Here is a 14,837-nt window from a genome sequence, read left to right as displayed (position 1 = left end):
ATGCTGGCTCCTCTTATCGATCCGACACAGAAAATTACGCTGATTCAGGACAGCGGGATTCAATTTCTTGATATTGCCATTAAAGCGGGTCACTCAGGAAATACAGGCAACTTTGTGCGGAAAACGGCAAACGGACCGCTACTTTTGCTGGATCAGGACGTACATAGCGGCAAGTTTTTGCTGGATATGCCTAACGGCGTACCCGAAGTGGTTAAACCTGAATTCAGCTTTACGCTACAACAATCACTCACGCTGCTGGAAGATACCTGGCTTCCGTTGCCGATCTTGCGCATCGCCTCGCCGCGTCATGTCATCGGTGGGCCGGACAACTGGGCTCGATTACGCTTAGTGGCGTTGGACAACCCGGATGCCGCAGGCAATACACATCGTGCTTGTCTGGCATTTGATACTAAGGCCTGGCCAGCAGATCATGAGATGAGCGTGCTGGCACTGAGCGAAAATGACGCCAAAAATGGGGTTAATTTTTCCCTTGCCTGGCATAACAACGAACTGGCGGAGTTTCTCGATCTGACCTGGATTGACGGTTGGTTGCGAGAAATTTTTACTCAGCAAGCAAGTCAGCATGAAACCCGTTCCAGCAGCGCACTGAAAATGGCCCTAAAAACGTTTGAATACCAGGCGCATTATCTGAACATACTGTCGTTAATCGGCCGACAATGCAGGCTCGATGACATTAAGATCCACACCGCTACACCGCAACGACCGATGATACCCGTCGATTTTATCCTTGACCCCGGTAACTCGCATACCTGCGGTATTCTGGTTGAGGATCATCCAGATGAAAGCAATGGGCTCCTGCAAAGCAGTGAATTACATCTGCGCGATCTGGAACGGCCACAGTACGTTTATACCGATATGTTTGAAAGCCGTGTGGAGTTTTCACAGGCGATATGGGGAAAGCAAAATTTTTCTGTCGAAAGCGGACATGAGGCGGCGTTTACCTGGCCATCTATCGTTCGCGTGGGGCATGAGGCCAACCGCCTGGCCATGCAGCGTTCCGGTACGGAAGGCGCGACGGGGATTTCCAGCCCACGCAGATATCTCTGGGACGAAGCCTGTTATCTGCCGGGCTGGCATTTTAACCCGGGAGACAAACAAACTGCAGCGGAGCCACTGGCTATCGCCGCGCCACTGACGCTATTAGTGAACGATCTGGGACAACCGCTATTCACGCTTCCCATTGAAGAGCGGTTACCGGCATTCTCGCCGCACTTCAGCCGCAGTTCACTGATGACTTTTATGCTGTGTGAATTACTGGCGCAGGCGCTCATGCAGATCAATAGCGTAGCCCACCGGTTAAGAATGCCCCACAGCAGTGCCCCGCGTTATCTACGCACTATTATCCTGACACTCCCTACTGCTATGCCAAAACCTGAGCGAGAGATTTTTCGTCGTCGTATGCAAGAAGCGATTGGGCTGGTATGGAAAGCAATGGCGTGGCATCCGACGGATGCGCCGTTTGCCCGCGAGCAGGATCGCGCGGCTGGCACAAAACCGGCCCCGCAGGTTCAGATGGAGTGGGATGAGGCGACCTGTGGGCAGATGGTATATCTGTTTAATGAAACGCAGGTCAATTTTGGCGGCCGTGCCGACGATTTTTTTGCCAGCATGGCGCGCCCGGACCGCATTGATATAGCCGATAAACCAGCGGGCAAAACACTGTGTATTGCATCAATTGATATTGGCGGTGGTACCACCGACCTGGCAATCACCCGCTACGCGCTGGATAACGGAAATGGTAATAACGTAAAAATAACGCCTCACCTGTTGTTTCGTGAGGGATTTAACGTGGCGGGCGATGATATTTTGTTGGACGTCATTCAACTTTATGTACTGCCCGCCCTCCAGAATGAACTGAAAATAAGTGGCCTGGCGCAGCCCGATGCGCTGATGGATAAGCTGTTTGGGTATGCAGGCCGTGTTGATGCTCACTCTGCGCTGCGGCAGCAGGCCGTGCTACAGATTTTTATGCCCATTGCCCAGGCGCTACTCGGACACTATGAAAATCTGGATCCTCTGGATAGTCATGCGGAAATTGATGTTACCTTTGGTGAACTGCTACACCTACCCACCACGCAGGTACTTCATTATATTAACAGTGAAATACATCGCGAACTGGGGAACGATACCTTTGATATTCTCGACGTGCCGCTGGTTGTGGCTTTCAGCCAGTTCCACGCCCAGTTTCTTTCTGAACGTCTGTCTGTCACCACGGCGCTGCGCGCGATGGCGGAGGTCGTGGCCTTCTACGCGTGCGATGTGCTGCTGTTGACTGGCCGCCCATCCCGCTTTCCGGGTATTCAGGCTCTATTTCGTCACTTACAGCCGCTGCCCGCTAATCGTATTTTTTCGCTTGAGGGGTATCACACCAGCGACTGGTATCCCTTTAATAAGCAAGGGCGTATTGATAATCCCAAATCTACGGCGGCAGTCGGCGCGATGCTGTGCCTGCTGGCGTTAGATCTCCGACTCGCCAGTTTCTATTTTAAAGCTGGCGATTTTCAACCCTGGTCCACCATTCGCTATCTGGGCATGCTGGACGCCAACCAGCGATTAACTGCGGAAAATGTCTATTACCGCGATATTCATCTCGACCAGCCTGGTTTCATTCTGGCACCTTCAGTTCGCTTCCAGGTAAGGGGTAATTTGTGTCTTGGGTTTCGCCAGTTGGAAAACGATTGCTGGCCCGCTTCACCGCTGTATAGCCTGACGATTGTTGATGCACAATTGGCGCGAAAACTGGCGGGTGACGGCGTACTTTATGTCCGGCTGGGCGTCGTCCCCGGTCACGATCCTCTCAGCGCGGAATGTTTTACCATAGCTGACGCGCACCTCGCCGATGGCAGCTCTGTACCACGCCAGCATTTACGGCTGAGCTTGAACACGCTATCTGTTAGCGGCAACAGCACGGAGCAATATTGGATCGATAGCGGGAGCGTATTTAAAAAATGACGGACACCAGCGTAGAGCAGCAGTTGAACCAGTCACAACAGCGACTGCAGGCAGTCAATCTTGGCATTGGGCAGGCAATCGACTGGGTTGATAACATGCGTCACGCTCATCCGCGTCTTGATATTGAAGCTGATCAATTGAACATTGCTCTGCGTCGTGGCCGGAGCCATGCGCAGCATCTCGCCCGTTCGCTTGCTAATGCCAATACGCTCGCTTTTTATGGACTCTCGCAGCAAGGAAAAGCCGGGTTGATCAACGCTATGATTGCCGATGCAAGTGGTCGCCTTGAAACCCTACTGGCAGGTAAAAAATTTGACTATTTTACCCATATCAATCCCGGCAACCGGGATTGTGGTTTTGCCATACGCTTTACCCACCAGGCTGGAGCAGCAGATAGCCGCTGGCCGGTTGAACTCAGACTGCTGAGTGAAGCTGATATTACCGTTATGATTACTATGCTGTGGCTGCAAACAGCATCATCTTTTCCTGATGAGCAACATATTCGCGCGCAATTGCAAATATTGATGCGGCATCGTCAGTTAGAGCCGGTTGCCGGTCTGACCCGGGATGAAACGATTGAACTGTGGGATTATTTACAGCGCCACGATCGCGATCGCCAAAAAGCGTTACGCCACTCTTTCTGGCCAACGGTGATTAAACTTGCCCCGATGCTGACAATAGACGATCGCGCCCGACTTTTTTCGCTACTTTGGCAGGAAAATGTTGAATTAACCGCACTCTGGCGCCAGTTAGTCCATCGACGCCATAGCTTAGGGGCATGTCGGGTATTAGCCCCACTCACCCTCTTAGTTGGGGATACGTGGTTGCCCGCAGATACCTTGCTTACCCCGGCCGCGGCCGCGGGTTTGAATACAGAATATGATGTGCAGGTGCAGGTTTGTCCTCGCTACCCAGACGGCATCGCCAATCCGTTATCCATGTCGTTAGCAGAACTGGCGTTACTGACGGCTGAATTGACGCTCCCTTTATGTTCAACACCACAAGTGCCGCTCTTTGAACAAACGGACGTGTTGGATATCCCTGGCGTTGGCGAGCCCATTGACAACGCTGTAGAACAGGTACAGATGCATTCTCTGGGCAGTCAACTTCTGCGTGTGAAACGTGCTTATTTGCTGGAGTGGTATGCCGTCAGACAACAGATCGAACGGCTATTAGTGTGTTGCGCGGCGGTCCAGCGTGCGGAGGTAAAGTCGGTAAGTCAACGGCTTGATTTTTGGCAAAAAAAGACCCGAGGAGCCGCCTCACCGGAAAAAAGACAAAGCCCTGCGCTGCTGTGGGTGATAACGTCCGGTGACAGACGCCATTCACGCCAGAAAAACGGCGACCACGCGGTGCAACGGCAGGTTGGAGGCCCGGGTGAAACATGGGGCACGCTGCTGGCGCATGACACGGGCAGCCTGCAGCGAATGGTCGATTGGTTAGCGACCGAAATGCAGCATGAAAACAAGCTGCAACGTATTGATGAACAGTTGAAAGAACTGCAGCGTAATCTCGTAGATAATCTGCTGGCCTGTTGGCGCAGCGATAGAGCAATCGATCATCGACATACACGGCAGCACATTGCTGATACCGTTATTAAAGCATTACAATCCCGCACTGGTCTGCATGGCGAATTACTGGAACGCTTGCAGCCATCGCGTGAGGTTCTTCGCGAACTCTACTCATCGCCGCCATTACCGCTCGATCCCCTCCCGTTATCCGGCATCGAAAGCGATCGCTTTCGCGAGGTTATCACCCCCCCGCTTTCTGAGGCACGCGTCCACTCTTCACTGAACCATGAGCGACAGTTCGCCGAGCGGGTAGAACATTACTGGATCAATTATTTACGTGCATTACCGGAACAGGATGCGCTGTTGGCATTGTTAGGCATTAACAAAATAACACTGGAGCACCTGGTGAACGAATTGATTTGCGCTTTTTATCGGCTCAATATTGATACGTTACTGCGTAGCAAAGTAATGCAGAACCCAACCAGCCATGGTCATCCCAACGCACCGCGGGATCGCCAGGTTGCGCGTGCCATCGCCGTGTTAGGTGATTTCGTCTCATGGCTAGGTTTTCTTCAAATGGACGAGGCGCAGCGGCCCGACAGCCGCATCAATCACGGGAAGAAGATCTTTACACAATCTTCCGGCGCGGCTCGCGAAGGTGAGGTTTTTCAACAGCTAACGCGGCTGCCAGCAGCTACAGTTAGCGGGAACGTATATTATATTTATGACTGGCTGACAGGTTTATATAATCTCATTATCCAGAACGAGGGCCATACACCCGCGCTCACGTTTGATGAGGTGACGCACCAGCAGCTGGCGAAGATAGTAAAACAGATGACCTTCTGATGTTAATCAAACCTAAGTTGCAACTGCCCGTTGAGTTCCTGTTCAGCTTCGTGGAGTGTGGCAATAATTCCTGCAAACTCTACACGCTGACGATGCGTTTGCAGATGCCTGATGTGGATACTGGCGGGCAATACCATACCGCCAGTTAAGGTATCCCACAGCGCATCAAGATTGTTGCCAAAGATATCCCCCACATCGCATTGATCCGCGAATTGCTGATAAAAGGCCTGTTGGTCAGGGATATGATGAAAATCGAAGGTAAGTGTCCGCATAATTTAATTCACCTTCTTAACGCTGCGGTAGTGATCGGTGCTGACGAAAATTAATCCATCGCTGGAATAAAGCAGACGATCGGCATTGCGATGGCCACACTGATAATTAACATCGGCCTCAAACCAGATACGACCTCGCTGCACAGGTAACAGCCCTTCCCGGTTCGAGAATCGATCGCCACCAATGGCTTTACCCGGCAGTAAACTGCACAGATTACCTTTAGCGGGATCCCATCCCTGGCGTCGCGCCTGATTTTTTGTCAGATAATAATCTGGCAATTGCTGATGCTGTTGAAGATAGCGCGCCACCCGTTGCTGCTGCGTGAGTGTTGCTATCGTCTCACGTTGCTGCTGAGGCGCAGAGGATGATACTGGAGGTGTTTTATGCTGCGGTTGTTTAACCCCAGCAATGGCAGCCACAATGGCAACCGCTAACGCGATCCATAGCCGTTTATTCATATCCGTTTCCATTCTCAACTCATTTGATATGCTGATGATATCAAATGAGCGACACCGGAATCACCGCCGTTCTGTGATCTCCGTGGAAACGCGGAGCGGGCAACCCCGCCCCTTGCGTCTTTAGCTATGCATAATTTCAGGATGGTTAACGGTTCTGCGCCATGCGCCCGGAGCCTGACCATACTGGCGCTTAAAGCTGCGGTTAAATGATTGCTGGGAGTCAAATCCCAGTGATATAGCCACGTTGAGAATGGGCTCGTCACTATTCGTCAGGCGGTCAGCCGATTTTTTCAGCTTTTGTGCCCGAATATATTCACCCAGCGGTAATCCCGTGTGCTCTTTGAACATGCGCTGGAGGTGCCATTTTGAGTAACCTGCACGCGCAGACACGGTATTGAGATCAAGCCGTCCCTCGATATGATTATCGATCCAGTCCAGTAAATCGTGAATGAATGCTTCGCTTTTCATTTTATTTCTCCCGTCAGCATGACGAATAGCAATTATATCAAGTACAGTTTAAGGTGAACTGTTTTAACACTAAATGCAAGTTTTATTATCACACTTAATACCCTTCATGTTTTATGCCGTTAAGTGGGGAACCCTCCCCTATAACGTGCCGTCACAGAAAGCAAAATTCTTTCTTCAAAACAGCACATAAAGTGTATTGGTTATTCTTGCAGTTGGTTTGTCGTCTCCCTACAATCGCACAGAAATGTAACCAATATAAATACATTTTTTATACATATACGCATAACTCTGCGGGATTCTCCGCGTCTTCAATCGGAAAAAAATAATGAAAAGCCTGCAAAAACCTTTTGTTGTTTATGGTCAGCGGCTGTCAGGGATCGCGCTTCTTATCGGCCTGCTCTCAGGTTGTGATAAAAGTGAGGCACAAAATGCGGCTCCGCCGCCACCTGCGGTAAGTGCAGCAAATGTTGTCGTTAAAACGATTAGCCAATGGGATACGTTTAATGGCCGGATTGAAGCGGTGCAGAGCGTTCAACTGCGTCCACGCGTTTCGGGATATATCGATAAAGTTAATTATATTGAGGGCCAGGAGGTCAAAAAAGGACAGGTACTTTTCACTATTGATAATCGCCCGTGGCGTGCTGCGCTGGAACAAGCCAGGGCTGAGTTAGCTAATGCCCGCAGCCAGGCTGCACTGGCTCGTAGCGAGTCTGATCGCACCGAAAAGTTGATTAGCAGTCAGGCCGTTTCCAGAGAAATGTGGGAACAGCGGCGCTCAGTCTCCTCGCAGGCACAGGCTTCCGTGCTGGCTGCTCAGGCAGCTGTCGATATGGCACAGCTTAATCTTGATTTTACTCAGGTCACCGCCCCAATAGATGGTCGCGCCAGCCGGGCAATGATTACCGCCGGTAACCTGGTTACCGCGGGCGATAGCGCCAGCGTACTGACGACGTTGGTCTCAATGGATACGGTTTATGTCTATTTCGATGTTGATGAATCGACCTTTTTGCACTATCAAAAACTTGCCCGCAGCGGGCAGTCACCGAATGGCCGACAAAAATTACCGGTTGAAATTGGACTGGTGGGTGAAGAAGAGTATTCGCATCATGGCTATGTTGATTTCCTCGACAATCAGTTAACGCCGGCTACCGGCACTATCCGTATGCGTGCCTTGCTTGATAACCGCGACCGCCTGTTTACTCCGGGGCTATTCGCGCGGGTACGTCTGCCCGCTAGCGCAGAATTTCAAGCGACTCTGGTCACTGATAAAGCCGTACTGACCGATCAGGATCGTAAATTCGTTTACGTGTTGGATCAACAGGGTAAAGCGCAGCGCCGTGATATTCAGCCAGGTCGCTTATTCTCAGGGTTACGCATCATCGATAAAGGCCTGAATCCGGGCGATAAGGTCATCGTTGATGGTCTGCAAAAGATCTTTATGCCAGGCATGCCGGTCAATGCCAAAGATGTTGAAATGACCGTAAATAACAGCAGCCCAGCGCTTAACTGATCACCCATAGAGAATCCACATGGACTTTTCACGTTTTTTTATCGACCGGCCCATTTTCGCTGCGGTGCTATCGATTCTGATTTTTGTGACCGGGCTTATTGCCATACCTCTACTGCCGATCAGCGAGTACCCTGATGTAGTTCCTCCAAGCGTACAGGTTCGTGCTGAGTATCCGGGTGCTAACCCTAAGGTCATTGCAGAAAGTGTTGCCACGCCGCTTGAGGAAGCGATTAACGGCGTGGAAAATATGATGTATATGAAATCCGTCGCGGGTTCTGATGGCGTGTTGGTCACTACCGTCACCTTCCGCCCCGGAACCGATCCCGATCAAGCTCAGGTTCAGGTTCAGAACCGCGTGGCTCAGGCCGAAGCACGTCTGCCGGAAGATGTCCGCCGCCTTGGCGTTACCACACAGAAACAGTCCCCAACCTTGACGCTGGTCGTGCATCTGTTTTCGCCGAAGGGTAAATATGACTCGCTCTATTTACGCAACTACGCAACGCTGAAAGTGAAGGACGAACTGGCACGCCTGCCCGGCATCGGCCAGGTCCAGATCTTTGGTGCGGGTGAATATGCGATGCGCGCCTGGCTGGATCCGAATAAAATCGCATCTCGCGGATTAACCGCATCCGATGTCGTCAGGGCGATGCAGGAACAGAACGTTCAGGTTTCCGCAGGACAGCTTGGGGCTGAGCCGCTCCCCACGAAAAGTGATTTCCTGCTCTCGATTAACGCGCAAGGACGTCTGCAAACCGAAGAAGAGTTCGGCAATATTATTCTGAAATCGACTGAGGATGGTTCCGTTGTTCGCTTGCGCGATGTCGCCCGTATTGAAATGGGTGCGGGTAACTATGCCCTGCGTGCCCAGTTGGATAATAAAGATGCGGTAGGTATTGGTATTTTCCAGTCACCCGGTGCGAATGCTATCGATCTCTCGAATGCAGTACGCGGCAAAATGGCGGAACTCGCCACCCGCTTCCCGGATGATATGCAGTGGGCTGCGCCATATGATCCCACCGTATTTGTCCGTGATTCTATCCGTGCCGTGGTGCAAACCCTGCTGGAAGCGGTGCTTCTGGTGGTATTGGTCGTTATTTTGTTCCTGCAAACCTGGCGCGCGTCAATCATTCCGTTATTGGCCGTCCCGGTATCGATAGTGGGTACTTTTAGCGTGCTCTACCTGCTGGGCTTCTCTCTTAACACACTGAGTCTGTTTGGTATGGTGTTGGCCATCGGGATCGTGGTGGACGATGCCATCGTGGTGGTAGAGAACGTAGAAAGGAACATTGAAGAAGGTCTTGCGCCCCTCGCTGCTGCACACCAGGCGATGCGTGAAGTATCCGGACCAATTATCGCTATTGCAATGGTACTGTGTGCCGTCTTTATACCAATGGCATTTCTCTCCGGCGTCACCGGTCAGTTTTATAAGCAGTTCGCCGTAACCATCGCTATTTCAACGGTGATTTCAGCGATAAATTCGCTGACGTTATCGCCGGCGCTGGCGGCGTTACTGCTGAAACCGCATGGTACCGCCAGGGATATACCGACGCGTATTATCGACCGTCTGTTCGGCTGGCTTTTTCAGCCTTTCAACCGTTTCTTCAATCGCAGTTCTGAAGGATATCAGACGCTGGTTTCAAAAACGCTCAGCCGTCGCGGTGCGGTGTTTGTGGTCTATATTTTGCTGCTTGGTGCTGCTGCTTTTATGTTTAAAGTGGTTCCCGGTGGCTTTATTCCCACACAGGACAAATTGTATCTGATCGGTGGCGTGAAAATGCCAGAGGGTTCGTCCCTGTCTCGCACTGACGAAGTGGTGCGTAAGATCAGTGAGATTGGTATGAGAACCGAAGGTGTGGCTTATTCAATGGCTTTTCCTGGCCTGAATGCACTGCAGTTCACCAACACGCCCAACACCGGTACTGTGTTTTTTGGTCTGAAGCCGTTTGCTGAGCGTACCCATACCGCTGCTGAGATCAACGCAGAGATCAACGCGAAAATTTCACAACTTCAGGAGGGTTTTGGCTTCTCTATTATGCCCCCCCCTATTCTTGGATTGGGACAAGGCTCAGGTTACTCACTGTATATTCAGGATCGCGCAGGACTTGGCTATGGTGCATTGCAAACGGCGGTGAATACTCTGTCAGGTGGCATAATGCAAACGCCAGGGATGCACTTCCCGATCTCAGCGTATCAGGCCAACGTTCCACAATTGGATGTCCAGGTCGATCGTGATAAAGCCAAAGCGCAGGGCGTGTTGCTAACCGATATTTTTAGCACGTTGCAAACTTATCTGGGCTCTTCTTATGTCAATGATTTTAACCGCTTTGGTCGGACCTGGCGGGTTATGGCTCAGGCTGACGGTCCATTCCGTGAAAGCGTTGAGGATATTGCTAATTTGCGTACCCGTAACAGTCAGGGAGAGATGGTACCGATTGGCAGTATGGTTAACATCCGCACCACCTACGGCCCCGACCCGGTCATCCGTTATAACGGCTATCCGGCAGCCGATCTGATTGGTGATGCAGATCCTCGCGTGCTCTCTTCGACTCAGGCAATGGCTAAAATTAGTGAGCTGGCCACGCAGAATTTGCCAAACGGTATGAATATCGAGTGGACGGATTTGAGTTATCAACAGTCTACCCAAGGTAATGCTGCGGTGATTGTGTTCCCGGTAGCGGTATTGCTGGCATTTTTGGTGCTGGCGGCGCTGTATGAGAGCTGGACACTCCCTCTGGCAGTTATACTGATCGTACCGATGACGCTATTCTCAGCATTTGTGGGCGTTCGTCTTACCGGTGGCGACAATAACGTTTTCGTACAGGTGGGATTAGTGGTGCTGATGGGACTTGCCTGTAAGAACGCTATACTGATCGTTGAGTTTGCCCGAGAGCTGGAGATGCAGGGTAAAGGAATAATGGAAGCGGCGCTGGAAGCATGTCGGTTACGCCTTCGCCCTATCATCATGACGTCGATTGCTTTTATCGCTGGTACCATTCCGCTAATTCTTGGGCACGGAGCCGGTGCTGAAGTGCGCGGTGTGACCGGGATTACGGTATTTTCGGGCATGCTGGGCGTGACGTTGTTTGGTCTGTTCCTTACGCCGGTATTCTACGTGACGTTGCGTAAAATGGTTACGCGCAAGCAGGCTTCACCTGCTGTCATGAAATAATTTCGCACGTTAATGGCCAGGAAGGGAACACTGCTTCCTGGCCAAAAAGGGTAGCTGCGATAACGGCCAACTTTCAGGGATCGGCAGCCTTGTTTCCATATCAAGTTCAAATATCCCGTAGGGGTTCACATGGGCGTAAATCAGCGGCGTCAGTGCCCTGAAGTCTAAACGGCCCCGGTTTTTTTGGAGAGTTTTAAGTCCGGAAGCTCAGGCTGCCAGATCATTATTTGCACTGGAAGCATACCAGGCTTTTTCGGCTTCTACCGGCGGTATGTGTCCTGACCGCTCAAGTAACCTTCGATTTTTGAACCAGCCCACCCACGCCAGTGTCGCAAACTCTACTTCTGCAAGGTTTTTCCAGCGCTTACGGTGTATCACTTCTGCTTTGTACAGACCATTGATACTCTCGGCCAGGCATTATCGTAAGAACAAGGGGCGATAATTTCAGAGAGACCAGTGCGGATGCTATATCATCCAGGTGGTCGGTGCGTTCAGAAGATCCGGATGTTTCCCTCAGGAATGGGGTACCCGTAGCATAAGTGCCAAACACAAGGCTACTGAGATGAGCGCCGTATAACGTCATGAGTCGCTATGCACTGGCAGCGACAGAGCACGCCACCCCCCCTGCTGAATTAAAATCGCACGATACGTCTGCCCGTGCTTTAAAACTCGTTAATCAGAGAGTATGCTCGGAAATAACCACAATTATTTAATGGTTATTGGGTTTCTTATCACAGTCAGAGGGCTAGGAATGGATATTAGCACCCTTCTTTTGGATTTCAGAATAACATCACACTGCAACCTGGGATGCGATTTGTGTTTCCGTAACCCTGGTATTCAGGATTCATCGCTTGTTAGTGTCCGTAATGTCATTGAGCGCATGCATAAAATGGGTTTCCGTCGTATCGGTTTTACCGGGGGAGAACCCACATCCCGGGCGGATTTCATTGACCTGATTGAATACGCAAAACAGATGGGTTTTATGACGTATCTCTCCACCGTCGGACATCGATTCATGATGGATCATGCGCGGTTAAGTTGCTCACTGAGCCAGACATTATCGCTTTCATTGATTATCCCGTCGCACATTCACTCATGCATCTCGATGATGATGAAATTCATGGTGTACGGCCGAAAGAATTTCCTGATGAGGCCATGAAGGTTAAATGGATCACAGGATGCCATGCGGAATATCAGCATTTTACCGATAATCTTCCGGTACATCTTCGTGAGCGGATTATTGTGTGTGATCACCCGAATGACATTGACGTTTTTTTTGATAAGGTTATTCAGAAAGCCATGATGTTGAGGACATGAAATGCGTCAGCGAGTAATAGTGTGCCCTGTGATACAAAATGAAGGTGAGTTTCTGCTTTGTAAAATGGCCTCCGATCGCGGGGTATTCCCGGGGCAATGGGCACTGCCCGGCGGCGGAATGGAGCCCGGCGAGACGATGGAAACTGCGCTGAGGCGTGAAATCAGGGAAGAACTGGGCGAAGCACTGTGTATCACAGACGTTAAACCCTGGGCCTTCCGTGATGATATCCGTACTAAAACGTACCCGGATGGTACCACAGAGGACATTTACATGATTTATCTCATCTTTGACTGTATCAGTACAAACCGGACGATTACGTTTAATGAGGAATTTCAGGAGATTGCTTGGGTATCCACTAATGCACTGAAAAATATGGATTTAAATGAAGCCACCCGGATCACATTTGCCCGGAAAGGTCTCCTTTAGGTTCTGGTCTTTAAGAAAAAAGCTGATCTGCTGATTATCAGGACGAGACGCCGCAGGATCACGGCTTCCGTCCTACTGGTTTCTTTCCTTTTCATCCGTTCTTTCTGGCTGTTTCTCCGTAAGCGTGCACCGAGGACCGCATAGATTATGTCTGATCTCAGTCATCCGGTATCTGGCGAGAAGACGCACCACTGTGGAAGGGTGAACCTGGAACAGGCGAGCGGCATCAGTACCTGTTTTCTGCCCCGATGTGACGAGCGAGACAATCTCTTTTTGTTGCTAGGGTGTTAATTTTGGGCGGCGTCCACCACCCAACCATCCTGGCGTGCCGCTGCAAGTCCACTCTTTGTCCGTTCACGAAGCATGGCACGTTCAAATTCAGCAAAGGAGCCAACGATCTGCATCATCATCCTTCCTGCCGGGGTGGATGTGTCAATATTTTCGGTAATGCTGCGGAAATCAGCCCCCATGTTTTCAATCTTCTCCAGCATCAGCAATAAACCCTTGAGAGAGCGGGAACGACGGTCCAGTATTCATACAATAACCTGATCACCTTTGCGTAACTGCTGCAAAAGCCGTTGTAACTCGGGGCGATCCCATCGTCCGCCCGATGCTTTTTCCTGGAGTATCAGTTCACACCCGGCTGACTTTAATGCTGATATCTGAGCCTGAGTACCCCACTCCTGTGCCGAAACCCGGACATAATCGATGAGCATAATTGTGATTTCCTGTTGCCATTTGTTTTTATATTGCAATACATATTTCGCAATGCACAAGACCGCATCGTGACATTGGCAAAAGGAGGTTGCATAAACGAACGTTTTTGCGTGAGTGTGGGGAAAAGAAAAGTTGGCAGTTATCGCCGCTACCCGGTCACTACCCCAAAAAGATGTTATCCCTGTTTTGTTTTTACGCGATTACCTTCGGTATTACTCTCCCCCAGCCCTTCAGAAAAGATCGTTCTACAGTCGGCACGCAATAGAATCTGCCTGGGTGAAATGCATAAAGCCTCTGAGCCGCTGCGAGTGCGCATTCCCGGCTCAGGATAAAAAAAGGCAAGAGAATAAATTGACAGGAACTGTCCGTCGGAAAACGAAGGCAGGTGAGAAAAATAAAACGAAAAGCCAGCAGGATTCATCTCTGCTGGCCAATGAAAAGGAACGGCGTTACGCTTTTTTGTACCAGGAGGACTCTTCCATTTCGACATTAAGGAAGTCTTCACAACCGCTCACGTCTCCTTTCCGCAACTCCTCCAGCGCGTCAGCGACGGTACGGCGCTCAAGTACATCCAATGAAGCCTGTTCAGCCTCATCCACAATCAGCTTAAAATACCAGCATGCGTTGGCACTCACGACACAACGCGCTGCGACATCAGGGCGAGCGGCCCAGATTCGTTTATCTTCGATAACGGAGACGTAAATATCACGCAAAGTGATTTTGTCAGGCGCACGCCCAAGATGAATGGAACCGTTACGGCCCAGTGTAGAAACAATGATGCCGTCGCGGGTCAGCGGAACCATCAGTTTACGAATAAAACTGGGATTGGCTTCTAATCCATACGCCAGAATAGCGCTGGTAGAACGTTTTTCAACTTGCTCCGCCATCGCTATGCAAAGGACCATTTGCAGAGCAGTCGGAAAGCGACAATCTATCATATTATCATCCTGGTACGGCGAATCTTGTTCTTTTTTGCGCCGCTGCTGTGATTAACCAATGTTAAATAATATAACAAATACTATTGCTTTTTAGAAGGCAGCCTCCGGTGCTATGGCACATATTCATAATTTATTCCACCCTTCCCTGTGTGGAGTTACGCAAAATCGGTCTGAATACTCGTGAATTTAATTGATTTTTAAGAGAATATTTATATATTCGACTTATCAGG

At 50.5% G+C, this 14,837-nt stretch carries 10 protein-coding genes and 2 pseudogenes; 6 read left to right on the top strand and 6 right to left on the bottom strand.

Annotated elements, in window-relative coordinates; genetic code table 11:
- Window positions 1-2,973, top strand: coding sequence for a virulence factor SrfB (locus J1C60_RS09170; RefSeq protein WP_128174476.1), 2,973 nt, complete (start codon window positions 1-3; stop codon window positions 2,971-2,973).
- Window positions 2,970-5,330, top strand: coding sequence for a virulence factor SrfC family protein (locus tag J1C60_RS09165; RefSeq protein ID WP_128174478.1), 2,361 nt, complete (start codon window positions 2,970-2,972; stop codon window positions 5,328-5,330). Before J1C60_RS09170 ends, J1C60_RS09165 begins: the two co-directional genes overlap by 4 nt.
- Window positions 5,331-5,332: 2 nt before the next feature.
- Here the strand turns inward: J1C60_RS09165 and J1C60_RS09160 are convergent, their stop codons facing one another.
- The 3 genes from J1C60_RS09160 to J1C60_RS09150 form a co-directional block, all read right to left on the bottom strand.
- Window positions 5,333-5,602: a barstar family protein gene (locus J1C60_RS09160; protein ID WP_128174480.1), complete on the bottom strand. Its 270-nt coding sequence runs from the start codon at window positions 5,600-5,602 to the stop codon at window positions 5,333-5,335.
- Window positions 5,603-5,605: 3 nt separating this feature from the next.
- A complete protein-coding gene (locus tag J1C60_RS09155; RefSeq protein ID WP_128174481.1) occupies window positions 5,606-6,061 on the bottom strand; it encodes a ribonuclease domain-containing protein in 456 nt (151 codons plus the stop codon).
- 120 nt (window positions 6,062-6,181) lie between these two features.
- On the bottom strand, window positions 6,182-6,529 hold the full coding sequence (locus J1C60_RS09150) for a helix-turn-helix domain-containing protein (RefSeq protein WP_128174483.1): 348 nt from the start codon (window positions 6,527-6,529) through the stop codon (window positions 6,182-6,184).
- A 325-nt stretch (window positions 6,530-6,854) separates the two neighbouring features.
- Here J1C60_RS09150 and J1C60_RS09145 point away from each other — a divergent pair, with 325 nt between their 5' ends.
- Together J1C60_RS09145 and oqxB are read left to right on the top strand one after the other, a co-directional pair.
- Window positions 6,855-8,039, top strand: coding sequence for an efflux RND transporter periplasmic adaptor subunit (locus J1C60_RS09145; RefSeq protein WP_128174485.1), 1,185 nt, complete (start codon window positions 6,855-6,857; stop codon window positions 8,037-8,039).
- A gap of 19 nt (window positions 8,040-8,058) precedes the next feature.
- On the top strand, window positions 8,059-11,208 hold the full coding sequence (gene oqxB / locus J1C60_RS09140; protein WP_128174487.1) for a multidrug efflux RND transporter permease subunit OqxB: 3,150 nt from the start codon (window positions 8,059-8,061) through the stop codon (window positions 11,206-11,208).
- 207 nt (window positions 11,209-11,415) lie between these two features.
- Here the strand turns inward: oqxB and J1C60_RS09135 are convergent.
- Window positions 11,416-11,622: pseudogene (locus J1C60_RS09135) on the bottom strand (IS3 family transposase); the annotation flags it as partial.
- A gap of 271 nt (window positions 11,623-11,893) precedes the next feature.
- Here J1C60_RS09135 and J1C60_RS09130 point away from each other — a divergent pair.
- Together J1C60_RS09130 and nudI are read left to right on the top strand one after the other, a co-directional pair.
- A complete protein-coding gene (locus J1C60_RS09130; protein ID WP_339328138.1) occupies window positions 11,894-12,367 on the top strand; it encodes a radical SAM protein in 474 nt (157 codons plus the stop codon).
- A 159-nt stretch (window positions 12,368-12,526) separates the two neighbouring features.
- Window positions 12,527-12,952, top strand: a complete 426-nt coding sequence (gene nudI, locus J1C60_RS09125; RefSeq protein WP_128174489.1) for a nucleoside triphosphatase NudI — start codon at window positions 12,527-12,529, stop codon at window positions 12,950-12,952.
- Window positions 12,953-13,239: 287 nt separating this feature from the next.
- Here nudI and J1C60_RS09120 read toward each other — a convergent pair.
- Together J1C60_RS09120 and J1C60_RS09115 are read right to left on the bottom strand one after the other, a co-directional pair.
- Window positions 13,240-13,668, bottom strand: a pseudogene (locus J1C60_RS09120) (recombinase family protein).
- Window positions 13,669-14,118: 450 nt separating this feature from the next.
- Window positions 14,119-14,607 (bottom strand): RrF2 family transcriptional regulator, encoded by a 489-nt coding sequence (locus J1C60_RS09115; RefSeq protein WP_128174490.1) that lies wholly within the window; start codon window positions 14,605-14,607, stop codon window positions 14,119-14,121.
- Window positions 14,608-14,837 lie beyond the last annotated feature (230 nt).

It is taken from the genome of [Pantoea] beijingensis (assembly GCF_022647505.1).
In the GTDB taxonomy this organism is placed as follows: domain Bacteria; phylum Pseudomonadota; class Gammaproteobacteria; order Enterobacterales; family Enterobacteriaceae; genus Erwinia; species Erwinia beijingensis.
Note: the sequence above shows the minus strand (reverse complement) of the source record. Positions and strands in the feature narration are given on the sequence as shown.